Annotated in this window: 17 protein-coding genes and 1 pseudogene; 6 read left to right on the forward strand and 12 right to left on the reverse strand. The window is 71.8% G+C overall.

Annotated elements, in window-relative coordinates:
- Window positions 1–5 precede the first annotated feature (5 nt).
- A complete protein-coding gene (gene deoD, locus ABD295_RS11360; RefSeq protein ID WP_344303831.1) occupies window positions 6–719 on the forward strand; it encodes a purine-nucleoside phosphorylase in 714 nt (237 codons plus the stop codon).
- Here deoD and ABD295_RS11365 read toward each other — a convergent pair.
- The gene (locus ABD295_RS11365; protein ID WP_344303832.1) at window positions 706–3,972 is read right to left on the reverse strand and encodes an ATP-dependent helicase; all 3,267 of its coding nucleotides are present in this window, start codon (window positions 3,970–3,972) and stop codon (window positions 706–708) included. The two genes, deoD and ABD295_RS11365, sit on opposite strands and share 14 nt — an antisense overlap.
- Entirely contained in the window at window positions 3,933–7,187 is a 3,255-nt protein-coding gene (locus ABD295_RS11370) for an ATP-dependent helicase (RefSeq protein ID WP_344303833.1), read from the reverse strand. The genes ABD295_RS11365 and ABD295_RS11370 overlap by 40 nt, the downstream gene beginning before the upstream one ends.
- 39 nt (window positions 7,188–7,226) lie before the next feature.
- Here ABD295_RS11370 and ABD295_RS11375 point away from each other — a divergent pair, with 39 nt between their 5' ends.
- Window positions 7,227–7,439 (forward strand): hypothetical protein, encoded by a 213-nt coding sequence (locus ABD295_RS11375; RefSeq protein WP_344303834.1) that lies wholly within the window; start codon window positions 7,227–7,229, stop codon window positions 7,437–7,439.
- A 116-nt stretch (window positions 7,440–7,555) separates the two neighbouring features.
- On the opposite strand, the gene ABD295_RS11380 is transcribed toward ABD295_RS11375, so the two are convergent.
- A complete protein-coding gene (locus tag ABD295_RS11380; protein WP_344303835.1) occupies window positions 7,556–7,948 on the reverse strand; it encodes a cyclic nucleotide-binding domain-containing protein in 393 nt (130 codons plus the stop codon).
- A gap of 229 nt (window positions 7,949–8,177) precedes the next feature.
- Between ABD295_RS11380 and ABD295_RS11385 the strand changes: the two genes are divergently transcribed.
- From ABD295_RS11385 to ABD295_RS11395, 3 genes are all read left to right on the forward strand, one after another.
- Window positions 8,178–9,353 carry a CaiB/BaiF CoA transferase family protein gene (locus ABD295_RS11385; RefSeq protein WP_344303836.1) on the forward strand — a complete coding sequence of 392 codons (1,176 nt, stop codon included), beginning with the start codon at window positions 8,178–8,180 and terminating at the stop codon, window positions 9,351–9,353.
- 101 nt (window positions 9,354–9,454) lie between these two features.
- Entirely contained in the window at window positions 9,455–11,338 is a 1,884-nt protein-coding gene (locus ABD295_RS11390; RefSeq protein WP_344303837.1) for a 1-acyl-sn-glycerol-3-phosphate acyltransferase, read from the forward strand.
- A 47-nt stretch (window positions 11,339–11,385) separates the two neighbouring features.
- Entirely contained in the window at window positions 11,386–12,825 is a 1,440-nt protein-coding gene (locus ABD295_RS11395) for an HAD-IB family hydrolase (RefSeq protein ID WP_344303838.1), read from the forward strand.
- A 153-nt stretch (window positions 12,826–12,978) separates the two neighbouring features.
- Here ABD295_RS11395 and bar read toward each other — a convergent pair whose 3' ends face one another.
- The 8 genes from bar to ABD295_RS11435 all read right to left on the reverse strand — a co-directional run bounded on the left by bar (window position 12,979) and on the right by ABD295_RS11435 (window position 22,535).
- A complete protein-coding gene (gene bar, locus ABD295_RS11400) occupies window positions 12,979–14,073 on the reverse strand; it encodes a barbiturase (protein ID WP_344303839.1) in 1,095 nt (364 codons plus the stop codon).
- Window positions 14,074–14,128: 55 nt separating this feature from the next.
- Window positions 14,129–15,067: a carbamate kinase gene (locus tag ABD295_RS11405; RefSeq protein WP_344304052.1), complete on the reverse strand. Its 939-nt coding sequence runs from the start codon at window positions 15,065–15,067 to the stop codon at window positions 14,129–14,131.
- A gap of 107 nt (window positions 15,068–15,174) precedes the next feature.
- The gene (locus ABD295_RS11410) at window positions 15,175–15,942 is read right to left on the reverse strand and encodes a hypothetical protein (protein ID WP_344303840.1); all 768 of its coding nucleotides are present in this window, start codon (window positions 15,940–15,942) and stop codon (window positions 15,175–15,177) included.
- A gap of 372 nt (window positions 15,943–16,314) precedes the next feature.
- Window positions 16,315–16,818, reverse strand: coding sequence for a nucleoside deaminase (locus ABD295_RS11415; protein WP_344303841.1), 504 nt, complete (start codon window positions 16,816–16,818; stop codon window positions 16,315–16,317).
- Window positions 16,815–18,740, reverse strand: coding sequence for a hydantoinase B/oxoprolinase family protein (locus ABD295_RS11420; RefSeq protein WP_344303842.1), 1,926 nt, complete (start codon window positions 18,738–18,740; stop codon window positions 16,815–16,817). The genes ABD295_RS11415 and ABD295_RS11420 overlap by 4 nt, the downstream gene beginning before the upstream one ends.
- Window positions 18,737–20,842 (reverse strand): hydantoinase/oxoprolinase family protein, encoded by a 2,106-nt coding sequence (locus tag ABD295_RS11425; protein WP_344303843.1) that lies wholly within the window; start codon window positions 20,840–20,842, stop codon window positions 18,737–18,739. The genes ABD295_RS11420 and ABD295_RS11425 overlap by 4 nt, the downstream gene beginning before the upstream one ends.
- 68 nt (window positions 20,843–20,910) lie before the next feature.
- The gene (locus ABD295_RS11430) at window positions 20,911–21,792 is read right to left on the reverse strand and encodes a class I SAM-dependent methyltransferase (protein ID WP_344303844.1); all 882 of its coding nucleotides are present in this window, start codon (window positions 21,790–21,792) and stop codon (window positions 20,911–20,913) included.
- Window positions 21,793–21,851: 59 nt separating this feature from the next.
- Window positions 21,852–22,535 (reverse strand): lysophospholipid acyltransferase family protein, encoded by a 684-nt coding sequence (locus ABD295_RS11435; RefSeq protein ID WP_344303845.1) that lies wholly within the window; start codon window positions 22,533–22,535, stop codon window positions 21,852–21,854.
- A 527-nt stretch (window positions 22,536–23,062) separates the two neighbouring features.
- On the opposite strand from ABD295_RS11435, the pseudogene ABD295_RS21190 reads away from it, so the two are divergent.
- A pseudogene (locus ABD295_RS21190) lies at window positions 23,063–23,146 on the forward strand (hypothetical protein); the annotation flags it as partial.
- Between the two features lie 828 nt (window positions 23,147–23,974).
- Here the strand turns inward: ABD295_RS21190 and ABD295_RS11440 are convergent.
- The gene (locus ABD295_RS11440) at window positions 23,975–25,360 is read right to left on the reverse strand and encodes an amidase (protein ID WP_344303846.1); all 1,386 of its coding nucleotides are present in this window, start codon (window positions 25,358–25,360) and stop codon (window positions 23,975–23,977) included.
- Window positions 25,361–25,380 lie beyond the last annotated feature (20 nt).

A 25,380-nucleotide genomic window follows, 5' to 3' on the forward strand; every position in this document is an offset into this window, starting at 1 on the left:
GGGCCGTGAGCACGCACATCGGCGCCGAGCCGGGCCAGATCGCCCCCGTCGTCCTCTTCCCCGGCGACCCGCTGCGCGCGAAGTGGATCGCCGAGCAGTTCCTCGAGGATGTCGAGTGCTACTCGGAGGTGCGCGGGATGTACGGCTACACCGGCACCTGGCAGGGCACGCCGATCTCGGTCCAGGGCTCCGGCATCGGGCAGCCGTCGCTCGCGATCTACGTCAACGAGCTGTTCCGCGACTACGACGTCCGCTCGATCATCCGGGTCGGCTCGTGCGGCGCGCTCAACGAGAAGGTCGCGGTCCGCGACATCGTGATCGCCTCGGGCGCCTGCACCGACTCGGCGATGAACAGGATCACCTTCGAGGGGCTCGACTACGCACCTGTCGCGGACTTCGGGCTGCTCCGCGCGGCCGCCGATGCCGCCCCGACCGTGTCTGATCAGCCGGTGCACGTGGGCCTGATCTACTCGTGCGACTCGTTCTACGCCAGCCGGCCCGAGCTGATGATGCGGATGGTGGAGTACGGCGTCCTCGCGGTCGAGATGGAGGCCAGCGCGCTCTACACGCTGGCCGCCAAGCATGGTCGCAGGGCCCTGGCCGTGTGCACCGTCTCCGACCACGTCGTGACCGGTGAGGAGACCAGCGCCCAGGAACGGCAGGAGACCTTCGACGCGATGGTCGAGATCGCGCTGAAGGCGGCCGTCAGCGCAGGTTGAGCAGCGCCTCGAGCCCGGCCCGGTCCGGCAGGTCGGGCGGCTCGACCAGGTCGTCGGTGCGCACGTAGTAGAAAGCCGCTCGCACCTTGTCCAACGGGGTGCCGGTGAGCTCGGCCCAGCCGACGCGGTAGACCGCGAGCTGCAGCGGGTCGGCCGTCTGCGACCGGTGGGTCTTCCAGTCCACCAGCAGGAACCCGCCGTCGGGCGCCTGGTAGACGGCGTCGATCCGGCCACGCACCACCTGGCCGTCGAGGACCAGCGCGAACCCCGCCTCGACAGCGTGAGGCGCACGCTCCGCGAACGAGCCCGCCTCGAAGGCCTTCACCAGCTCGTCGAGCTCGGCATCGGTGTCGTCGTCGTCCTCCGCGCGTCCGGCCACCTCGTCGGCGCCGAGCAGCGAGAGCTGGCCGAACCTCGCCTCGACCCAGGCGTGGAAGCGGCTGCCGGCGCGGGCGCTCGGCGCGGGAGCGCGCGGCATCGGCCGGACGATCTCCCCCGCGAAGGCCGCGGGGTCGTCGCGCAGGCGGGCCAGCGCGGTCGCGGACAGGCTGGACGGCAGCGGCACCTCGACCGTGTCGGAGACGTCGTGGCGGGCCTCGGTAAGCAGCCGGTCGAGCTCGGTGTCCCAGTCGGCGACCAGCGCCGACTCGACCATGTCGAGGTCGTCGTCGGGCGCGTCGGGATCGGCGGCCCGCACCACCGCGGCGGCGTCGAGACGACGCCGGGCCTCGGCCCCGATCCCGACCTCGGGCCAGGGCCTCGACGGATCGACCTGGTCGTAGGGGTTGGGGTCACCCTTGACCGGCTTGTCGCGCCACTCGGGGACCGGCTCGCCCCAGGCGACGAGCTGGTCGCGGACGACGGCCTGATAGCTCGACGGGCCGAAGGGGGTCGACCGCGGGCTCCAGCAGTAGGACGTCACCGTGAGCTGGTGGGCGGCGCGGGTGAACGCGACGTACCCCAGCCGCAGCTCTTCCTCGGCGTCGTGGTCGCGCGTCGCCGCGCGGTAGTCGTCGAGCGCCTTCTTGTCGCAGCCCGCGAGCTGAGGCAGGTCGCCCGCGTCGCCGCGCAGGGGGGCCGGCAGGACCGCGGGCGAGGACGTCCAGAGCGTGCGCGAGCGGTTGGACGGGAACCTCGTCTCGCACACGCCGACGAGGAACACCGCCGACCACTCGAGGCCCTTCGAGCGGTGCACCGTGAGCAGCTTGACCGAGTCGGCGGCCGTCGGGGTGGCGACGTCGAGGCCGTTGCCCTGGTCGTCCTCGGCGGTGAGGTAGGCCAGCAGGGCGGTCAGGCTGACGTCGCCGTCGACGGCCTGGAACTCAGCGACCGCCTTGACGAAGAGGTCGAGGTTGTCGCGCCGAGCGGCCGCCGCCGGGTTGACGGCGGAGGCCAGCTCGATGTCGACCCCCGTGGTGTCGATGATCCGCCGGACGACGTCGAGCAGCGGCTCGCCGACCGACGAGCGGAGCACCCGGAGCTCTCTGGCCAGGAGCCGGAAGCGTTCGCGGGCCTCGTCGGAGTAGGCCGCCTCCCCGGGGTCGTCGAGGGCGTCTCCGAGGGCCGCGATCTCGGCCGGGTCGATGCCGTCGGCCACCGCTACCAGGTGGTCGCGGACGGCCGCACCAGCGGGGAGGCGGGTCGAACCGCCGGCGAGCTCGCGGGCGCGCTCGGCCAGCAGCCGCAGGTCGCGCGGGCCGATCGCCCAGCGCGGCCCCGTCAGCAGGGTGAGCAGCGAGGTGTTGGCCGTCGGGTCGGCGAGCAGGTGCAGCACCGCGACCACCTCGGCGACCTCGGGCAGGCGCAGCAGCCCCGAGAGGCCCACGATCTCGACCGGGACCTGTGCGTCGGCGAGCGCGTCGAAGACGTCCTCGGCGTGCGCGTTGTCGCGGGTCAGCACCCCGATCGCCGACCAGGCTCCCGTGGACTCGTGCGCCTCCTTGACCCCCGCCACCAACCGCTCGAGCTCGTCGGCCTGGGTCTCCAGGACGGCGGTGGCCACGACTCCCTGCGCGGCGCCCGGCTTGGGCTCGAGCCGCGCCACCTGGTCGTAGCGGTCGTAGAGCGGCGCGGCGAGCGCGTTGGCGACCTCGAGGATGCGCCGGTCGGAGCGCCGGTTGACCGTGAGCGGGTACGTCGGCACCGGCCCCGTCGCCGCCGGGAACGTCTCGGCGAAGTTGAGGATGTTGGACACCGACGCCCCGCGCCAGCCGTAGATCGCCTGGTTGGGATCGCCGACCGCCGTGACCGCGTGACCACGACCACCGGCGACGCCCGGGCCCGAGAAGAGCCGGGACAGCATCACCGCCTGGGCCACGGAGGTGTCCTGGTACTCGTCCAGGAGGACCACCTTGAAGCGGGCCCGCTCCAGCGCACCGACCTCGGGCTGGGCCGAGACCAGCCTGGCGGCGAGCTCGATCTGGTCGGAGAAGTCCATCAGCGTCAGATCGCTCTTGAGCGCGCGGTAGCCCTCGACCAGGTCGAGCAGCTCGCCGCGCCGGTCGATGGCGGAGATCGCCTTCTCCGCAGCCTCGCGGTAGGTCTTGCGGTCCTTGCCCGCGATCTCCTCGGCCAGCGCCCGCTCGAAGCCTCGCCGCGCCTCGGCGTCGAAGGCCCGCACCTGCTCGGGCGTCACCAGGTGCTCGGACATCCCGCCGTCGAGGGCCAGGAGGTTCTGGATGGCCGTCGGCGGGTGGTCGGTGAGGTGCTCGACGAGCCCGGTGTGCCGGTCCACGACCCGCGAACCGAGCTGGTAGCGGGCCGCGTCGGTGATCACCCGGGTGTCGGGCTCGTGGCCGATCCGCAGGCCGTGGTCGGTCAGCAGGGTGGCGGCGTACGCGTTGTAGGTCGCCACCGTCGGCTCGAGCGGCTCAGGGTCCTCGTCGGGGTCGGCGCCGGGGTCGGCGCCGGACCGGTCCTCGACCGAGGCCAGCAGCCCCGACCGCTCGAGCGCGCCGAGGATCCCGCGCCGGAGCTCGGTCGCGGCCTTGGTGGTGAAGGTCAGGCCCAGCACCTCGTCGGGGCGTACCTGGCCGGTGGCGACGAGGTAGACGACCCGTGCGGCCATCAGCGTCGTCTTGCCGGAGCCGGCCCCGGCGACCACGACCGCGGGCGCCAACGGCGCGCAGATCGCCGCCCACTGCTGGTCGCTGGGCGCGTAGTCCGTGCCCATCACCCGTTGGAGGTCCTGCGGACTGTCGATGCGCAGCGGGCTCACCTTGTCGTCACCGCCCCCGCGCTCTTGGCCGGGCACAGCGGCACGAAGGGGCACTCGCGGCAGTGCTGCCCGGAGACGGCCGGGAAGTTCTCCGACCGGAGGTACGCCGCCGCGCGGTCGAGCTGCAGCCGCAGCGCCTGGCGCTCGATCCCGTCCTCGGCCTGCTGCTCCTGGCGCTGGACGGTCGGCTCGGACGAGTCGCCGGGCAGGCCGAGCTGGACGAGCTCGGCACCTCCTGAACGGGCGCCCTCCTGCCCGTCGGGTAGCAGCGGCGAGACCGCGCCCTGGTCGACGGCGTACTGGTAGACGCCGAGCTGGACGTGGCGCTGCACGGCCGGACCCGTGGGGGCGTACTTGCTGGTCTTGAGGTCCACCACGACGACGGAGCCGTCGGCGTCGAGCTCGATGCGGTCGGCGTAACCGGTGAGCCGCACCCGCTCGCCCCCGTCGAGCTCGACGAGCGACTCGAAGGACTGCTCGGTCGCGACGAGTCGGCGGGAGTTGGTGGAGTGCCAGGCCAGGAACCTCTCGAGCGCCAGCCGCACCCGCTCGCGCTCGCGGGCCTTGGACCAGGGCGTGCGGAACGACATCCGGTCCCAGACCTCCTCGACGTGGCCGAGCAGGACGTCGAGGTCGGGGGGCAGGTCGTCGCGCGCCACGCGATCGGCGAGGGCGTGCACGATCTGTCCGATGTTGGCGGACTGGTGGGCGGCGCCCACCCCGCCTGCCTCGCGCTCCAGGAACCACTGCGTCGGACAGACCGCCAGGTGCTCCAGGACCGTGGCCGACACGGGGACCGGCTTGTCGGGGTCGCGGACCGGCCGCACCGACCGCGTCGCCGAGCGCGTGCCCCACCACGCCGACGGATCGGCCTGCGGCACCAGCGGGCGATGGCCGGACGTGGCACCGGCGAGCCGGGCCAGCCGCCGGGCTGCCGCCAACCGGAGCGGCTCGCTGGTGGCCGGGTCGGCGACGGTCCGCCGGAGCTCGCTGACCAGGCCGGACATCGACAGGGGCCGCGCCGGCCGCCCGGAGACCTTCTCGACGCTCAGGCCGAGCTCGTCGAGGAAGCGGCTCGGCTGCTCGCCGTCGTCCTCCGCCGACGCCACGGCCGTCACGACGAGGCGCTCGCGCGCACGGGTGCAGGCGACGTAGAAGAGCCGCCGCTCCTCCAGCAGCAGCTGACGCGCGGTGACCGGCGGCACCACCACCCCGTCGCTGCCGATCCGGTCGGCGCGCAGCAGGGTCATGCGGCGACGCAGGTCCGGCCAGCCCTCCTGCTGCACGTGCGCGACCACGACCAGGCGCCACTCGAGGCCCTTGGCCCGGTGGGCGGTGAGCAGGCGGACGGCGGAGCCGCGGACGCCGCGCTCGGCCAGGGTGTCGGCCGGGATCTCCTGGGCGACCAGGCCCTCGACGAAGTCGTGCACGCCGAGCCGGTTGCGCTGCTCGCCGACCCGGGCGGCCACGTCGAACAGCGCGCAGATCGCGTCGAGGTCGCGGTGCGCGCGCCGGGCGGCGGCCCCGCCCTGGTCGACGCCGCGGCGCAGCCGCTCCGGCCAGTCGGTGGCCGTCCACATCCGCCAGAGCACCTGCTCGGCCGACCCGCCCGCCGCGAGCTCGTCGGCCGAGGACGCCAGCAGGTCGTGCAGGGCGCGCACCCGGGCCAGCGGGGTGCCGTCGCCCTGCAGCCCGGCCAAGAACCCGCGCTCGACGACCGCGCGACGGACCAGCTCGCGCGAGGGCTGCGGCGCCCGGTCCTCGGCCGCCGCCAAGGCCCTCTCGCGGGTGCGCAGCAGGCGGGCCAGCTGGCGTACGTCGCCCGCGTCGAGGCCCCCGAGAGGCCCCGTCAGCAGCGAGGAGGCACGGACGGCGTCGATGTGACGCAGGTCGTCGGGATCGTCGTTGTCGAGCTGCAACGCGGCGCGCACGGCGTCGAGGAGGGGCAGCACGGCCGGATCACGCACGAGCGGGACCTCGTCGCTGGCGACCTCGACGGGCACTCCCGCCGCACCCAGGGCCCGGCGCAACGGTGGGATCGAGGTGCGCCCGGAGCGCACCAGGACGGCCATCTCGTGCCAGGGGACGCCGTCCTCGAGGTGCGCGCGGCGCAGCAGGTCGGCGAGGTGCTCCGCCTCGGCACGCTCGGTGTCGAAGGTGCGCACCACGGCGAGACCGTCGCCGTGCGGCCCTGGGGCCGCGACCGGCTTGTGGAACGCCTCCCGGGCGGCCGGGTCGATGGTGCCGGGCAGGGCGAGGCGCCCGGCGATGCGCTGCGAGGCGACCAGGAGGCGCGGGCCGAAGCGCCGCGTCGTCCGCAGCGCGACGACCTCGGCCGGCGTCCCGTCGGAGCGCGGGAACTCAGTGGGGAACTCGAGGATCCCCCGCACGTCGGCCCCGCGAAAGGCGTAGATCGACTGGTGCGGATCGCCGACGGCGACGAGGTCACGTCCGTCTCCCGCGATGGCGCGCAACAGCGCCACCTGGCCCGGGTCGGTGTCCTGGTACTCGTCGACGAACACGTGCCGGAAGCGCGCGCGCAGCTCGTCGCGGTGGTCCTCCGCCTCGAGGGTGGCCCGGCGGATCAGGTCGGAGTAGTCGGTGAGGCCCTGGTGGTCGAGGTTGGTGAGGTACTGCTCGAGGAACCGCCCCGCCGCGACGAACTCCGGGAGGTCGTGCTCCTCGCCCAGCCTGACCAGGTCGTCGCCGTCGAGCCCCTTCTCCCGCGCCCGGGAGAGGACGGCGTGCACCTCGCGGGCGAACCCACGCGTGCCGAGCGCGACCCGCAGCGACTCGGGCCACTCCACCGGGTCGGCGTCGTCGGTCAGCAGCTCGCGCAGCACCACGTCCTGCTCCGGCGCGCTGAGCAGCCGCAACGGCTCGACGTAGAGCTCGGAGGGCGCGTAGGACCGGACCAAGCCGTAGGCGAACGAGTGGAAGGTCGACCCGAGCGCGGCACCGGTCGTGCGCCCCACACGGGCGGTGACGCGGTCGCGCAGCTGCTCGGCAGCCTTGCGCGAGAAGGTCAGCGCCAGGACGGAGTCGGGGGCGGCGCCGGCCTCGATCCGCCGGGCGATGGCCTCGACGAGCGTCGTGGTCTTGCCCGTCCCGGGCCCGGCCAGCACCAGCATCGGCCCGCCCGCATGGTCGACGACTCGCTGCTGCTCGTCGTCGAGGACCACCTCGGTGGCCGTCGCTCGAGCGGGCGCAGCCGGCCGCACGAGGCGGTACGTCGGCTGCGGCGGGCTCATGGGACCCATCCCACCATCCGCGACCGACAGCGGCCGCGGGTGACCCGGCCGCTCCATCAAGATCCCGCCCGGCCCGTCGACCCGATCCACCTGCAGCCGTGCGACACCGTGAAGGTCACCTGCCACCACGCCCAGTGGCTGCCCGACACCGACCCGGCCTTCGAGACCCAGCGTGAGGACCGCTACGTCGTCTGGGGCGAGGGCACCACCGACGAGATGTGCCTGGGGATCCTGACCATCACGCGACCGTAACTTCGCAATTGCGCGGAAATTGTCGGTCCGGCGCCCCCGGGGCGGCAACAACTACGCAATTGCGCGGAAGTTGTCGGTCGAGACCTACTTGCGCCGAGACCAGGCGAAGACCCGATCTAGCCGCGGGCGAGCCGCTCCTCGGCGACCTTCCGGGCGCGCTCGACGATCTCCGGGACCTCGCGGGTGATCTCGTTGAAGTCCCAGATGGTCATCGTGGCCAGCCGCATCTCGGTGACGGCGACGACGTTGGCGGTGCGCTTGCCGCGCCGCAGTACGCCGATCTCACCGAAGCTGTCCCCTGGACCGAGCGTGGTCAGGACCCTCTCGTCGACCGCCACGACCGCCAGGCCAGACCTCACCAGGAAGAAGTGGTAGCCGAAGTCGCCGCGGCGGGCGAGCACCGTGCCGGTGTCGACCTCCACCTCGGTGAAGCGACTGGCGACGGCGGCCAGCTGGTCGTCGGTGATCCCCTCGAACAGCGGGATCGAGCGCAGGTCATCGGTCCGCATGGGCACCATTCTCCCCCGGGTCTGGCGCGGCGAACCGCGGGTCCGGGACCTGCTTGCCGTGCACGAGGCAGAACGGATGGCCGGCGGGGTCCTCGAAGACGCGGTAGCCGCTCTCGGGCGCGCCTGAGTGGCGACGTCTGCATGAGCCCGGCATGCGTGGTCTCGACTCTCCGTTCGCATGCTCGCTGCTCGACCACCGGCGCGCAGTCCCAGCCGCTAGCGTCGAGACATGCCAGCACCCCCGGTCGGTCCCCTCTCAGACGTGCTCGTCCTCGACCTCACCAGGGCCTTGGCCGGCCCGCATGCGGCGATGATGCTCGGCGACCTGGGCGCCCGGGTGATCAAGGTCGAGAGCGCGACCGGCGACGACACCAGGGCATGGGGCCCGCCCTGGGCCGGCGAGGCCACCGAGGACGGCCGGCGCGACTCGACGTACTTCCTGTCGGCCAACCGCAACAAGGAGTCGATCGTCCTCGACCTCAAGGACACCGCTGACGCCGACGTCCTGGCCAGGCTCGTGGCGCGTGCCGACGTGCTGCTGGAGAACTTCCGCAGCGGCGTGCTCGACCGGCTCGGCTTCACAGAGGAGCGGCTCCACGAGCTCAACCCGCTGCTCGTGATCGGGCGGATCACCGGTTTCGGGCACGACGGCCCCGAGGCGAGCCGGGCCGGCTACGACCAGATCGCCCAGGGTGAGGGCGGCCTGATGAGCGTCACCGGCACCGACCAGCCCACCAAGGTCGGGGTCCCGATCGCCGATCTGCTCGCCGGGATGAACCTCGCGTACGGCGTCACCGCCGCCCTCCACGAACGCACCCGCACCGGGCGCGGACGGGTCGTGCGCACGTCGCTGCTCGCCGCCGTCGTCGGGGTGCACGCCTTCCAGGGCACCCGCTGGACCGTGGCCGGTGAGGTACCGGGCGTCTCCGGGGCGCACCACCCCGCGATCGCGCCGTACGGCATGTTCGCCACCGGGTCGGCTCCGATCCAGGTCGCCGTCGGTTCCGAGGGGCTCTGGCGCACCTTCGCCACCGCGATCGGCCTCGACCCCGACGACCCGCGGTTCCGCCTCAACGGCGACCGGGTGGCCCACCGCGACGAGCTCATCGCCGCGATCGAGCGGGTCTTCGCCACCGAGCCCGCCGAGCACTGGCTCGAGGCGCTCATCAGCGCGGGCGTGCCGGCCGGGATGGTGCGCACGATGAACGAGGTCTACGAATGGGAGCAGACGCAGTCGCAAGGCCTCGTGCTCGACGTCGAGCACGCGGCGTACGGCACCCTCCGCCTCTCGGGCTCGCCGCTGCGCTTCGACGACAACGCCCACTCCGGCGGCCGCGCCGAGCACGCCCCTCCCCCGTTGCTCGACGAGCACGGCGCCGCGATCCGGGCCTGGCTGGACGAGTAGTCGCGGGTCGAGCGAGGTCGAGGCCACCCTCTGTCGTGGTCTCGACCTTCCACTCGCTTCGCTCGCTGCTCGACCACCGTCGTGCGCACTAGGGTGCCGTCATGGGCCTGCTCGACCGCACCAGCGCATCCAGGGGGCGCGACGACGACGCGCCGAAGGGTGACAGCCGTGCGGTGACGAGCATCGCCCGCTCGCAGCGCTATGCCGAGGCCGTCGAGGAGCTGGCCGGCAAGACCGGCCGGGACGTCGAGGAGATCCGCACCGACGCGATCGCCTGTCTCGAGGAGCTCGCCTCGCAGGTCGACGACCAGGCCACCGCGGCGTGGGACCGGATGGGGCGCTGGTTGACGCGGTCCTACGACGTCGACGCCGACGTCTCCGACCTGCCGGCGTTGCGCGAGCTCGACCGCAAGCACTCGCTGGTGTTCCTGCCCAACCACCGGTCCTACCTCGACCCGCTGGTGCTGCGCGCCGCCCTGGCCAAGCACGGGTTCAAGCCCAACTACGTGCTCGGCGGGATCAACCTCGCGCTGTGGCCGCTGTCCGAGCTCGGCCGGCGCGCGGGGCTGATCTTCATCCGGCGCTCGACCCGCGACGACCCGGTCTACCCCGCGATGCTGCGGCTCTACCTCGGCTACCTCCTTCAGCGGCACGCCAACCTCGAGTGGTACTTCGAGGGCGGCCGCACCCGCACCGGCAAGCTCCGCCCGCCCAAGATGGGTGTCCTGAAGTGGCTGGTCGACGCCTTCGTCGCCAACGGCGCGCAGGCCGACGACGTGCTGCTCGTGCCGGTCGCGATCGTCTACGACCAGCAGCACGAGGTCTCCGCGCTCTCCGCCGAGGAGTCGGGTGGCAAGAAGACGCCCGAGAGTCTCGCGTGGGTCGTCCGGTTCGCCCGGGCGCAGGGCCGTCGGCGTGGCCGCGCGCACGTCCGCTTCGGGCCGACGCTCTCGCTGCGCGAGGCGCTCGACGAGGCCGCCGCGCGTGCCGGGTCCGGCGACTCCTCCGAGGTCGTGCCACGCGTGGCGTTCGAGGTCGCGCACCGGATCAACAACGCGACGCCGATCACCCCGGCCGCTCTCGTCACCTTCGGTCTCCTCGACAACGACGGCCGCGCGATGACCCTCGAGGAGACGCTCACCATCCTCGAGCCGCTGCTCGACTACGTGCGCAAGCGGCGCCTTCCTCTCACCGCCGACGTCGACCTCGGCCGCCCCGAGGGCCTGCGCCGCGCGATGCGCACGCTGGTGCGCGAGGGCGTGATCGAGGAGTACGACGGCGGCCTCGAACCTGTCTACGTCATCGCCCCGGGCCGCGCCCACGAGGCGGGGTTCTACCGCAACACCGTCACCCACTACTTCATCACCCGCGCGATCGCCGAGGTCGCGGCGCTGCAGACCTCGGAGATCGAGGACGCCCCGGTCACCACGCAGACCTGGAAGCACGCCCTGGCGCTGCGCGACCTGCTCAAGTACGAGTTCTTCTTCGCCACCAAGGCGGAGTACGACGCCGACCTGCGCGCCGAGGTCGCGCTCGCCCGCCCCGACTGGACCGACGAGACCGCGATCACGACGACCGAGCTCGCCGCCGCCGTACGCGACTCCGAGCTGCTGATCGCGCACCGTGTGATCGGGCCGTTCCTGGAGTCCTACCAGGTGGTCGCCGACCGACTGGCCACCCGCGAGCCGGCCGCCCCGCTCGACCAGGACGCGCTCATCCTCGAGAGCCTCGGTGTCGCCAAGCAGCGGTGGATGCAGCAGGCCCTGCACAGCCCCGAGTCGATCTCGAAGGACCTGATGAGCGGCTGCCTCAAGCTCGCCGAGAACCGCGGACTGCTCGGCCCGGGCGGCGAGGAGCTGCGCGCAGCGCGCGAGGCGTTCGCCGCGGAGCTCGGCGAGGTCGTCCGCGCCGTCGGCGTCGTGCGGCAGATCGCACTGTCGTCGCTCCTCGGCAAGGTCGAGGGCGCCAGCGAGGCCGGGGCATGAGCGAGGCCGGGGCAGGAACGAGGCCGGGGCATGAACGAGGCCGGGGCATGAGCGAGGTCGGGGGCATCGACGAGCTGATCGCCGAGGTCGAGGCCGGACCGCAGGGGCCGACCGTCGGCGCTTTCTTCGACTTCGACGGCACCCTGATCGACGGCTACTCCGGCGTCATCGCGTTCCGTGAGCGGCTCACCGGCGGACAGGTCGGGCCGGAGGAGCTGGTCCGCACGCTGGTCGAGTCTTTCAACGTCGCTCAGCGCGGTCACGACGTCTCACGGCTCATGGACGTCGCGATCGGGTCGCTGACCGGCCGCCCGGTCTCCGAGGTCGACGACCTCTCGCAGGAGCTGTGGCGCAGCCGTATCGCCGGGAAGGTCTACCCCGACGCCCGCCGCCTCGTCGCGGCCCACCACCGGGCCGGCCACACCGTGGCGATGGCGTCGTCGGCCACCCGCTTCCAGGCCGCCGACGCGGCGCGCGACCTCGACATCGAGCACGTCCTGGTCACCGAGCTGGAGGACGAGGAGGGCATCCTCACCGGCCAGGTCCGCGGTCCGATCCTGTGGGGGCCTGGCAAGGCGCAGGCGGTCGTCGACTTCGCGGCGGCCAACGGCGTCGACCTGGCCGAGTCCTACGCCTACGGCAACGGCCGCGAGGACGTGCCCTACCTCGAGACCGTCGGGCGACCGCGGCCCCTCAACCCCGACGTCGGGCTCACCACCGAGGCCGAGTCCCGCGGCTGGCCCGTGCACCGGCTGCAGCGCGTCAACCGGCTGACTCCCGTCACCGTGGCCAGGACGGCCGCCTCGATGGCCGGGCTCGGCATCGGCGTCGGCGCCGGGCTGGTGGCGGGGCTGGTCAACCAGGACCGGCGTACGGCGCTCACCGTCGCCGCCGCCGTGGCGTCCGAGCTTTCGCTCGCCGCGGCCGGGGTCAAGCTGGACGTGGTCGGCCAGGAGAACCTCTGGAGCCACCGCCCCGCCGTCTTCCTCTTCAACCACCAGAGCCAGCTCGACGTACCCGTGCTCGGATCGCTGCTGCGCCGCGACTTCACCGCCGTCGCCAAGAAGGAGCTCGCCACCGACCCGGTCTTCGCGCCGATGGGTTGGCTCGCGGACGTGGCGTACGTCGACCGCACCGACGGCCGCAAGGCGCGCGAGGCCCTTGCTCCCGCGGTCGACGCGCTTCGGTCGGGCACCTCGCTCGTGATCGCGCCCGAGGGCACCCGGTCCCCCACACCGAAGCTGCTGCCCTTCAAGAAGGGCGCCTTCCACCTGGCTCTGCAGGCGAAGGTCCCGATCGTGCCGATCGTGATCCGCAACGCCGGCGAGCTCATGGCGCCCCACGGCGTCCTGATCTCCTCGGGCACCGTCCAGGTCGCCGTCCTCGACCCGGTCGACACCTCCCGCTGGACGGTGAAGACGCTCAACGCCAAGGTCGACCAGGTCCGCCAGCGCTACCTCGACACCCTCGCCGACTGGCCGAGCTGACCGGCGCGCGGGTCCTGACCGCGACCCCGCTCACGCGCGACAACTTCCGCGCAATTGCTGGGAAATGGTCGTCCTACTGGCCAGTAGGCGGCCATAACTCAGCAATTGCGCAGTTACGGCCGCCCGAGTGGAGCGCCGACTGGGAAGCGGCGGCTAGCCCAGGTCGACGATGGCGGCGACGGGGCCGCCGCCGTCGGGGCCCTGGTGCGCGGCGGAGACCGACACGAAGACGGCGGGGTCCCCGGTGACGGCAGCGGTGACACCGCCGACCGCGGCCTTGATCTGGCGGTGCCAGTGGACGTCGGAGTCGTCGAGCATCGCGTTGCGGCGGCCGCGCACCTGACCGTCCTGCGAGGCCTCGCACTTGAGGAAGACGTTGACCAGCCGGCCGTCGAGGTCGGAGGTGTGCGGACGCTCGGGCAGGTCGAGACCGGCGTCGCGGATGGCGTTCCAGATGCCGTCCTGGTCGAGGGCGTCGTTCATGACGGAGTGGCCGATGCGGTAGCGCCCGCCCACGCCCGTCGCGTTGCCCACCACCACGACCTGGGCCTGGTCGAGCTCGACACCTGACGAGCAGGACGCGACCGAGGAGAACAGCGAGCGGTCGTGCATGATGTCCTCGTCGGTCGGCATCTCGATCTCGCCGAGCGCGACGGCGATGCCGAGTGCGGTGCAGCCGTTGGAGAGGTCCATGGACTCGTGGGTGTGCTCGGTCCACACCGTCTTGCCGCGCGACTTGGCGTCGCGGATCGTGTGGATGGTCAGCAGCGGGGTCTTGGTCTGCACGTAGTGCACGTCGGCGACGTCGGTGATGCCGGCCCGCTCCATCGCGACCTTCACCGCGTCGGCGACCTTGGTGATCATGGCGACGCGCCCGATGTCCTCGGGCGCCAGCGTCTCGCTCATCGCGAAGCCGACCGTGAGGCGCTGCTCGTCCGAGGGCTCGGCGTCCGTCGTGGCGAAGATCGTGGCGTGCGGCGAGATCACGCCGTCGGTGCCGCCGGACCACACGATCGGGACCTGCTTCACCTGGTCCGCCGGGGCGCCCTTGGCGACCAGGACCTCGCGGAAGGCGCGGTCGGCGATGATGCGCGTGTAGTCGTTCACGCCGCCGTTGCCCTCGGTCTTGCCGATGATCGCGATGACCCGGTCGGCGGCCATCACGCCGTCGTCGATGAGCTTGGCCAGCTCGGAGGCGTCGGCGACGGAGTGGATCGGGACCTTGCGGACCTCGATGGCGCTGGGCATGGGAGCCGTTCCTTTCGTTGAGGTGGTCTCGATTTTGCTCGACCACCGGCTGGCTTCAGTCGGGGATGATCACGGTGCCGGCGTCGCCGGCGAGCCCGTCGATGATGGAGTCCAGGTCGGTGATGACCGACGTACGTCCGGTGGCCTCGACGAAGCGCACCGCCGCCTCGACCTTGGGGCCCATGGAGCCGCCGGCGAAATGTCCCTCGGCGGCGTGCTGCCGCATCTGCGACACCGACACCCGCCCGATCGGCTCGGCCTCGGGGGTGCCGAAGCGCAGCACGGCGTTGGGTACGTCGGTGGCGATGACGAGCACGTCGGCGTCGACGGTGCCCGCGAGCAGGGCTGCGGAGAGGTCCTTGTCGATGACCGCCTCGACACCGCGGTAGCCGCCCTCCTCGCGCACCGTGGGGATACCACCGCCACCTGCCGCGACGACGACGAAGCCGGCGTCGATCAGGGTCAGCACCGCGGGGGCGTCGAGGATCTCGCGCGGCTCGGGCGAGGCGACCATCCGGCGCCAGCCCTTCTCGCCCCGGTCCTCCCACGTCTCGCCGTGCTCGATCATGGTCCGCGCCTCCGCCTCTCCGACGAAGCGGCCGATCGGCTTGGTCGGGTTGGTGAAGCCGGGGTCGTCGGCATCGACGAGCGTGCGGGTCACCAGGGCCGCCGTACGCCGCGACGTGCCCCGCTCGCGCAGGGCGTCCTCCAGCGCGTTCATCAACACGTTGCCGAGCGTGGCCTGGGTCTGCGCCCCGCACCAGTCGAGCGGCACCGGCGGCACGACCGCGGCGGCGAGCTCGTTCTTGACCAGCAGGTTGCCGACCTGCGGGCCGTTGCCGTGGGTGATCACCACCTCGACCGGGTCCGGCCGGGTGAGCAGGTCGGCGACCGCGGCCATCGCGACCCGCGCGGCGGCGATCTGGTCCTCCACCCGGGCGCGGCCGTCGGGGCTGGTCATGGCGTTGCCCCCCAGCGCCAGCATCACCCGCATCGGCACACCCACATGCTCGGAACGCTAACGAGACGCCGGAGACCGGGCACCGTCAGGTTCGGCCAACCGGCCGGCGTACCGATGGCAACAACTGCCAGCCCGCCGAGTCACCAGTCCCAGCGGATGCCGAGGGTGCCGGGGCCGACGTTGCGGGCGACGTGGTGGGCCGACGTGGTGCCCATGGTGGCGCGGACCTGCTGGTCGCGGTGTCGCGGGTCGTCGAGGTAGGCCTGGCAGTGGGTCGGGACGTGCCCCTCCTCGAAGTGGATCCACAGCATCGCCTCGGAGAGCCGGCGGGTGAGGTAGAGCTCGAAGAACGGGTCGGGGTCGGCGTCGTCCGGCAGCTGGATCTCGACCTCGGTGATGGCGGTCTCGCCGGCGTGCAGCGGACGCTCCAGCAACAGCTCGACCCCGTAGACCCCCGCCCCGACGTCCATGTGCGTCTTGCCGATCGAGCAGCCCTTGCGGGCCACGAAGTCGGGGATCTGGGCGCCAGGACCGTCGGTGCGCAGGATGAGCGGCGTGGCGTGCGCGTCGTCGCGAGTCGCCTTGCGCACGCAGCGCGACACCGACGAGCGCGCTCGGCCCTCGTCGTCGATCTCGACGGTCACCTGCATGCTGGTCTCGACCAGCGCCTCGGAGGCGTCGGGGTCGAACCCGAGCATCACGAGGGTCTCGCGCACGGCGTCGCCGCCCATCACGTCGGCGAGCGACATCCGGCCCCCGCGCGGGCCGGGGCGACGCGACGGCCGCAGCCGCGAGCGCAGGTGCCCCACTGGCAGGTTGAGGATCTCCTCCAGCGACGCGAGCGCGTCGAGCGAGGTCTGGTGCTCGGGCTGGCTGCGCCCCGAACGCCAGTAGCTCAGGGTCGCCACGCTCAGTGGGGTCCCCAAGTCGTTCAGCCGCCCACGGAGGTGCTCGAGACTGACACCGCGTCGCTCGATCGCCTGCCGCAAGGCGTCCGCGAAGGACGCAGGCGTCACCTGCGACTTCAAATCGCCCATTCGGTGTGTTCACCCCCCCGGCTTCTACACCTGGGGCCAACTTTCACACATTTTCATCGACTGTGTGTGAAAGCCGGGGCGATAGCGTTGCCTCTCAGTGGCGTTGGGCCCCGGGGGGAGTCCAGCGCCACTGTCCTATTTCCCGGGCGGCAAGACGGCGTTTCAGGCGTGGATGCCAGCCTCGACCGCGAGACGTCCCTCCGCCAAGAATGTCGGTCCAGGGGGCCTGGAACCGCCGAATCTTTACTCTTCGGGCCCTTCTGCGGCTGATCCAGCGGCCCGACGGTGCAGGGCGCGGAGCTCGTCCTCGAGGGCCGGTGCCGGCCCGTCCACGACGGCCGCCGGCACGAGTGCGTTGATCGGCATCGTGACCACCGGAGACTCCGGAAGCCCCCACTCGCGGCGCCACGACGTGAGCCGGGACGCCGCGAGGGCGTAGACGATCCGGCCCAGCCCCATCCAGCCGTGAGCGGCCGCACACATGGGGCAGTGCTCGCCGCTGGTGTAGACCGTCGCCGCGGCCCGCTCCTCCGCGGTCAGGTTCGTGGCCGACCAGGCGGCCGCCTCGAGCTCGGGGTGCCGGGTCTCGTCGCCCCGACCCGCATGGTTGCGCCCCTCGAAGCGCACCGCGCCGCTGCCGTCCACGAGGATCGTGCCGAACGGCTGGTCGCCGGCGTCGAGCGCCTCCCGAGCCAGCTCGACGCAGCGGCGCAGGTGCGCGAGGTCCTCGTCTGCGGTGACGATCACGAGAGCAGGTCCACCTCGGCGTACGCCGCCCCGCCGGACAGCGACGCGTACCCGGGACCACGGTCGAAGAACGCCTCGCTCGCGGCCGGCCTCGCAGCGCGCTCGGTCGCGGTGGCCTCGACGTCGACCCCCAGGGTGTCGTCGTCGAGCGAGCCGGTGAGCACGACGCCGTACGACGCCAGCGCGGCCTCGGGCGACACCTTGCGCCACACCACGTCGCGCACCACGGACTCCGGGTCACGCGCCAGCGGGTCGCCCCAGCCACCGCCACCTGTGGTGCGGATCCGGATCACCTCGCCCGCCTGCACCGGCTCGGCGTCCGCCAGCGCGTCGACCTCACGCTCGCGCGGCCCGCCCGGGTCGATGGTGACCTGGAAGGGCGAGCCGGCGAGCCCGCCGCGCACGCCCCAGCAGGCCAGGATCGACCGGTCGGCGATGGACATGAAGTGCGCGTCCTTCAGCATCCGGATCTGCTTCTCGTAGCCGAGCCCGCCGCGGTACTCCCCCGCCCCGCCCGAGTCGACCGCCAGCGACAGCGACTCGACGACGAAGGGGAAGCGTGACTCGGTGAACTCGCTCGGCAGGTTGCGGCTGTCGGGGACCACGTGGATGGTGTCCTCGCCGTCGGCGTACGAACGCCCGCCGGAGCCGCCGCCGAGCACCTCGCGCATGAGGTAGGAGCGGCCGTCACGGTCGTCGCCGTAGACGCCGGTGTAGCGGATCGTCTCCTGGTCGGCGGGCATCCGGCCGTCCACGGCCTTGGCGATCACGCCGGCGAGGACGCCGAGCAGCCGCAGGATCACGAAGGTGCGCGCGTTGGTCGGCGCCGGGAAGACAGGGGTCAGCAGCGTCCCCGGCTCGGGGAAGCGCATCTCGATGAGGGGGACGACGCCCTCGTTGACGTCGAGCTCGGCCATCCGCTCGGGGGTGTCGGCGAGGTTGCGCAGGATCGGCGCGAGCCACTTCTTGAGGAAGACGCCGTCGGAGTAGTCACCGCAGTGGTTGATCGGCCCCTTGGCCTGGGCCGAGGTGCCGTCGAAGTCGAGGATCAGCCGTTCGCCGTCCGGGTCGTCGGCGGGGGTGCGGGTCAGCGTGATGCGCTGGGTGTGCAGCATCGGCTCGTCGACGCCGTCGTGCTCGGCGTAGTCCTCCCACGTCCAGGTGCCGACGGGGATCTTCGAGAGGATCTCGCGCCGGTACGTCGTGGTGGTGCGGTCGATGATCGCGTCGAAGCACGACTCGACCGTCTCGACGCCGTACCGGTCGAACAGCTCGCCGAGCCGTCGCGCGCCCATCAAGCAGGCCGAGCACTCGGCGTCGAGGTCGGCCGCGAGCGACTCGGGCATCCGGGAGTTGCGGGTCATGATCGACAGCGCGGCACGGTTGGGGGTGCCGGCGTCCCAGAGCCGGATCGGCGGGACCATCAGCCCCTCCTCGAAGACGCTGGTCGCGTGGCTCGGCATCGAGCCGGGGACCGCTCCCCCGATGTCGTCGTGGTGACCGAACGCCTGCACGAACGCGACGACGCGTCGGCTGTCCTCCGGCCCGGAGAAGACAGGGACCGTCACGCACAGGTCGGGCAGGTGTCCGATGCCGCCCTCGGAGCGGTAGACGTCGTTGTGGAAGAAGACGTCACCCTCGCGCATCTCCTCGATCGGGAAGTCGCGGGCGACGGGGTGCACGAGCGCGGAGTAGGACCGGCCGGTGAGCTTGCGCAGCAGGCGGTCGTGGATGCCGGCGCGGAAGTCGTGGGCGTCGCGGATCATCGGGCTGCGGCTGGTGCGCGCGATCGCCGTCTCGACCTCCATCTCGACGCTGGCGAGCGAGCCCTGGACGATCTCGACCAGCACCGGGTCGGCGCTCGCGCCGGCGTCGGCGGTGAGGCTGCCGAAGGGGAACTGGGTCGGGGCGCGGCGGCTCACTTCTCACTCCTGGTCACGATGAGGTTGAGGTACTCGTCCACGCGGACGGAGAAGCCGGGATGCACCGGCACCGTCGAGCCGAACTCCTCGATGATCACCGGCCCGTCCAGGTCGGTCCCCGGCGGCAGGTCAGGTCGCCAGTGGAGCGGGGTGTCGACGTACCCCTCGTCGGGATCGAAGCAGACCGGTCGGGTGGGTGGTCTCGACTGATCGCTCGCTGCTCGACCACCGGCGGCTGCTCCACCACCGTTCCGGTGGTCGAGCTCCGTCGAGGCCCTGATCTCGGGCCGCCGGATGGGGCCGATGCCGGAGACGCGGAGGTTGACCCACTCGACCTGCTGGTCGCCGACACCGGAGAAGTCGTAGCCGTAGAGCGCCTTGTGCTCGGCGTGGAAGCGCTCGGCCACCGTGTCGAGGGCCGCCTGGTCGAGCGGCCCCTCCGGGACCGCCACGCGGACCTCGAAGGCCTGGCCGAAGTAGCGCACGTCGGCGGTGCGCTGGAAGACGTGCGTGTCGTCGGCGAAGCCCTCCTTCGACAGCGCCGTCGCCGCCTTCGCGGCCAGCCCGTCGTACGCCGCCTCCACGTCGGCCACCCCGAGCCGGTCGTGCAGCGCCACGTGGGTCAGCACGTAGTCGTTCTTCACGTCGACCGTGAGCAGTCCGAACGCGGACACGTTGCCCGGGTCCGGCGGCACCAGCACGGCGGGCAGACCGAGGATGTCGACGAGCCGGCACAGCAGCAGCGAGCCCGAGCCGCCGAAGGTGGTCAGCACGAAGTCGCGGACGTCGAGGCCGCGCTTGACGGTGACCTGGCGCAGCGCGTTGGCCTGGTTCCACGCGGAGATCTCGAGGACGCCGGCAGCACACGCCTCCGGGGTCAGGCCGAGGTCCTTGGCGAGCGACTCGACGCCGGCCCGCGCGGCGTCTACGTCGAGCGGGATCTCACCTCCCAGCAGGTGCGGCGGGATCCGGCCCAGGACGACGTGCGCGTCGGTGATCGTGACGTCGCGACCGCCCTTGGCGTAGCAGAGCGGACCCGGGTCGGCGCCCGCCGACCGGGGTCCGACCTTGAGGGTCCCCTCCGGTGAGAGCCACGCGATCGAGCCACCGCCCGCACCCACGGTGACCACGTCGATCATCGGGATCTTGGACGGGTAGGCGCCGACCGAGCCCTCCGTCGTGAGCGTCGGCTCGCCGCCGATCACGACCGACACGTCGGTCGAGGTGCCGCCGCCGTCGCTGGTCAGCACCTTGTCGAAGCCCGCGACCTTCGCGATCAGGGCAGCACCGAGCGCGCCCGCGGCCGGGCCGGACAGCACTGTCGTGATCGGCTGGTGCACGACCTCGTCGGCCGACAGCACGCCGCCGTTCGACTTCATCACGTAGAACGGCACGACCCGGCCACTGCTCGACTCGAGCCGGCTCTTGATGTTGTTGACGTAGCGGCTCAGCCGCGGCTTCACCGCGGCGTCGACCAACGTCGTCATCGCACGCTCGTACTCGCGGTACTCGCGCAGCACCTCGCTGCTCAGCGACACGACGGCGTCGGGGTGCTCCTCGCGCAGGATCGCGCGCATCCGCTCCTCGTGGTCGGGGTTCGCGTACGCGTGCAGGAAGCAGACGCCCAGGGTGTCGATGCCCTGGGCGCGGAACCACCGCGCCACCGCGCGGGCGCCGTCCTCGTCGAAGGGGCGCAGCTCTGCGCCCGTGAAGTCGAGCCTGCCCTCGACACCCCGCACGAGGTGGCGCGGCACGATCCGGGGAGGCTTGACCCAGAAGTAGGAGTTGCCGTAACCGTCCGGCACCGACTGGCGGGCGATCTCGAGCATCGCCTCGTAGCCGGTGTTGGTGATGTAGCCCAGCGCGTCGACCTTGCCCTCGAGCAGCTGGTTGGTGGCCACGGTGGTGCCGTGCGAGACGGCCGCGACGTCGTCGTACGACCCGCCGACCAGGCCGAGCACCTTGTCGATGCCGGCCATGAACCCCTCGGCCGGATCGGCGGGCGTCGACGGCGTCTTGGTCGTGGTGATGCTGCCATCGGACTCGTCGAAGGCGACCACGTCGGTGAACGTGCCACCCGTGTCGATGCCGATGCGGATCATGCTCCCGATCCAACCGCACGGCGCGGGACCGGCGAAGAGCACAACCTGCCCACCGGGCCAGGGTGGGATCAGCCGGTCTTGACAGCCTGGAGGGTGTACGTCGCGGCGACCCGCCACGGCCGGTCCGCCAGCCAGAACTCGCCCTTCAGCTCGGGGTGCTCGACGCACTGGTCGCCGAGGAACGCCCAAGGCGCGGTCGGGTGCTCCTCGAGGCCGGTGACCGACATCCCGCGCGTCATCAGCGCCGTCACCACCTCGCCGAGGCCGTGGTTCCACTCCTGTGTCCGGCCATGCTCGATGCGGTGGTCGCCGATGTCGACGTAGGTGATGTCGTCGTCGAACTCCAGCGGCTCGGGTCGCTCGAAGTAGGGGAACTCGACGGACACGATGCCGTCCTCACGCGGATCGTCCAGCGACCAGCACATCGGATGCCCTTCGCGGATGAAGAGCCGCCCTCCGGGCTTGAGCAACCTGGTGACGACCTCGGCCCAGCGCTCGATGCTGGGCAGCCAGCAGAGCGCGCCGATGCCGGTGTAGACGAGGTCGTAGCCTCCCTCGCCCGCCCCACCATCCCGGCCGAGCGTCTCGACGGCGTCGTAGACGTCGGACAGGTGGTAGTCGATCTCGGCGCCGGTGTCGGCGGCCAGCGCGGCGGCGTACTCCAGCGACTTGGGGCTCAGGTCGACGCCGCTCATGCGGGCACCGAGCCGCGCGAGCGACAGGGTGTCCGTGCCGAGGTGGCACTGCAGGTGCACACCGCGCAGCCCGCTGAGGTCACCGAGGCGTGGTCGATCGAAGCGGACGACGTCGGTGAGGTGCGCCGGGTCGTCCCGGAACACCTGCAGGTCGTAGCCGCCGTGCTCGGCGTGGGCGACGGCGCGGTCGTCCCAGTTGGCGCGGTTGAGGGTGAGGTACTCGGCCTCTCCCTGTCCTTCCTGCAGGTCTGCCACGGGGGCGAGCCTAGGTGGCGAGGCGGACGTGTGCTCCTGGTTATCGAGGGCCGCGACGGCTAGGTCCTCGGGCTGAACTCCGGCGGCTTCTCGTTGTACGCCGGCACCTGCTCCTGACCGGTCAGGCCCGCGATCGCCGCCATGATCTCGTCGGTCACCTCACGCCGGGCCCGGCCGAGCGGGACGCCGTCGTACCTGCCGGCGAAGCGCAGTGGCTCCCCGAAGGTGATCGAGACCTTGGCGAGCCGGGGGTACTTCGCGCCCACCGGCTGGATGTCCTCGGTGCCGGCGAGCCCGACCGGCACCACCGGGACCTTGGCGGTCAACGCCAGGTGTCCCACGCCCGTACGGCCGCGGTAGAGGCGGCCGTCGCGCGAGCGGGTGCCCTCGGGGTAGATGCCGAACGCCTCGCCCTTGTCGAGCACCTCGAGCGCGGTGTCGAGGCTGTCGATGGCCGCCCTGGTGTCGTCGCGGTCGACAGGCAGCATGCCGAGACCCTCGAACCACAGCCGCGACGCCGTGCCCCGCACACCGGTGCCGGTGAAGTAGTCGGACTTGGCGAGGAAGACGACCTTGCGCGGCACCACGATCGGGATCACCACGCTGTCCACGAAGCTCAGGTGGTTGCTGGCGAGGATCACCCCGCCGGTGTTCGGCACGTTCTCCAGTCCCCGCACCGTCGGTCGCCACACCGCCTTCGCAAGCGGCTCCACGAACCAGTGCATCACCTGGTAGAGGACCATCCGGCCATCATGCCGCGTTGGGCCGTGGTCGCCGTCAGCGGTCCGCTCACCGGTGACCCAGAAATGGGAAGAGGGGCCCGTGTAGGTATGAGCTACAAGGGCCCCTCTAGTTTGGCCGGTACCGGTGACGCTCCCGACCGACCGATCGTCTTGTCCGACCCCGCAGACCCTGTCACCCGGCCTGCGCGACCCGCTCCCAGCAAGCTGGGCGCCGATCGTGTGGATCATCTCTTCTGACCGATCCCGCTCTCCCCGGAGGAAGTGCGTGGGAGAAGTTCTATGCCCTAGGAGCCCTACGCCACAAGGGCTTTCGTCAATTTGCTCCGACAATCTTCGCGATCCCCAGGAGGGTGCACAGGTGGTGCCTGGTCCTCCACAGACCGGCCTCCTCTGTCCACAGATTTCAGGTGATCCTGTGGACTTACCGCGCGTCGGGATCACCTCGACCTACTGGACAGGGTCGAGGGTGACAACCCGCGGCTGCGTGGCGCCCGGCGGCTGGGTACCGACGGGTCGGTCGCCCGTGCACCTGCCCCTGGTGGATGAAGCACGCCGGCGGGCGCGGGCCCTGCAAGCACGTGCCGGCCGTGGAGATCACGACCCGGAAATAGGCGAAAGGCCCTCATAGGTATGAGCTACAAGGGCCTTTCAGTTTGGCCGGTACCGGTGACGCTCCCGACCGACCGATCGTCTTGTCCGACCCCGCAAGCCCTGTCACCCGGCCTGCGCGACCCGCTCCCAGCAAGCTGGGCGCCGATCGTGTGGATCATCTCTTCTGACCGATCCCGCTCTCCCCGGAGGGAGTGCGTGGGAGAAGTTCTACGTCCTGAAAGCCCTATGCCACAAGGGTTTTCGCCAAATTGGTTCGAGAAACTTCGTGATCCCCAGGGCGGTGCACAGATCCACGCACGTCGTCCACAGGAACGGGCTCTTCCTCCACAGACCAAGGGTCTCCGACCGACCGACTGACCGCTCGCAAGCTCGCTGCTCGACCACCGGGTCGCGCACGCGACCGTCACCAGACCGAAATGAAGAGAGGGGCCCTCACAGGTATGAGCTGAGAGGGCCCCTCTGGTCGGCCGGGCTGGGTGACGTCCCGGCCGGATCGTCGTCACCGTCGTGCCCCCACCGATCACGTCACCTGATCAATGCGACAGCAGCGCCCGGCGTACCGGGGGAATGCCGCCGAACGGAGCCGCGGCTCTCGCCGCCAGACAGTTTCCGATTCGATCCAGCCCCTCCTTGCGGAGGTTCGTGGGAGCAGTTCTAGGCCCCGCGCGACGTCGCGCGCAAGGGGCTCGCACGACTTTCCTGCGAGAACTTCTCGGAACTCTGGAGACCCACAGCCAAAGGGCGGCTTCTCCACCACATCCGACGCGTATCCACAACCGGTGGGAATCTCTGTGGAAAACCGGTCTAGCCAGGCCCGGGCAGTCAGCTCAGGTGGCGGCCGCGAAGGCCGAGGCCACCTCGAGCAGCCGACGGTCCGCCCCGTGGGGTGCGACGATCTGCACACCGACCGGGAGCCCGTCGGGGGTGGTGCCGGCGGGGACCGAGATGGCCGGGCAGCCCGTGACGGTGATGAGGTAGGCCGACCGCATCCAGTCGAGGTACGACCCCATCGGCTCGCCGTTGATCTCGGTCGGGAACTCCTGGTCGGCGGGGAACGGCGGCACCTGCGAGACCGGCAGCACGAGCACGTCGTGCTCCTCGAAGAACAGCCGCATCGTCTCCACCAGCTGGGTGCGCTCGGCGTACGCGCGGGCGACGTCGGCACCGGTCAGCTCCGCTCCGAGCCTGATGTTGTCGGCCAGCGACTGCTTGAAGGAGTCGGGGTGCTCGGCGAGGAGAGCGCCGTAGGAGGCCTGGAAGCTCCAGGCGCGCAGGGTGCGGAAGATGTCCTCGCCGAGGGAGAGATCAGGCCAGGCGGAGCTCACGCGGGCGCCGCCGCGGCTGAAGCGACGGCTGGCCTCCTCGGTGACCGCTGCGACGTCGTGGTCGACGGCGATGAGCCCGCCCAGGTCGGGTGTGAACGCGACGCGGAGGCCGGCCAGCGAGCCGGTGACCGGTGGCGCGAAGAGCCGGCCGGCGTCGCCGAGGGCGATCGGAGTCCGCGGGTCGGGACCGGCGATCACCGACAGCAGCAGGGCGACGTCGTCGACGCTCCTCGCCATCGGGCCGCCGACGCTGGTGGTCTCCCACAGGTTGCCGGTGGGCCAGGTCGGCACCCGCCCGAGCGACGGCCTGAGTCCCACGACGCCGCAGAACGACGCGGGGTTGCGCAGCGAGCCGCCCATGTCGGAGCCGTCGGCCAGCGGCACCATCCCGGACGCGAGAGCGGCAGCCGCTCCCCCGCTGGAGCCGCCGGCGGACCTGGTCGGGTCGTGAGGGTTGCGGGTGGTGCCGAAGACCTTGTTGAAGGTGTGCGAGCCGGCCGCGAACTCCGGCACGTTGGTCTTGCCGAGCAGCACGACGCCGGCGCGCCTGATCCGCTCGACGATGAGGTCGTCGTGGTCGGGCACGTGGTCGGCGTACAAGGGAGATCCGTACGTCGTGCGCCAGCCCGCTGCGGCGTGCGTGTCCTTCACCGCGAAGGGGAGCCCGTGCAACGGCCCGATCGAGCCCTGTCGGGCGAGGTGCTCGTCGGCGGCGCGTGCTCCCTCGAGGGCCCGCTCCTCGTCGAGGCTGACGATGGCGTTGAGCTCGGGGTTGCGCTCGGCGATGCGGGCCAGGTGCAGCTGCATCAGCTCACGGGCGGAGATGTCCTTGTGCGCGACCGCCGCCGCCATCGCGAGGGCGGACGAGTCGGGGGTGAGGTCGGTCATCCGCGACGAACCGACCGACT

Source organism: Nocardioides bigeumensis (genome assembly GCF_039531755.1).
Lineage (GTDB): Bacteria > Actinomycetota > Actinomycetes > Propionibacteriales > Nocardioidaceae > Nocardioides > Nocardioides bigeumensis.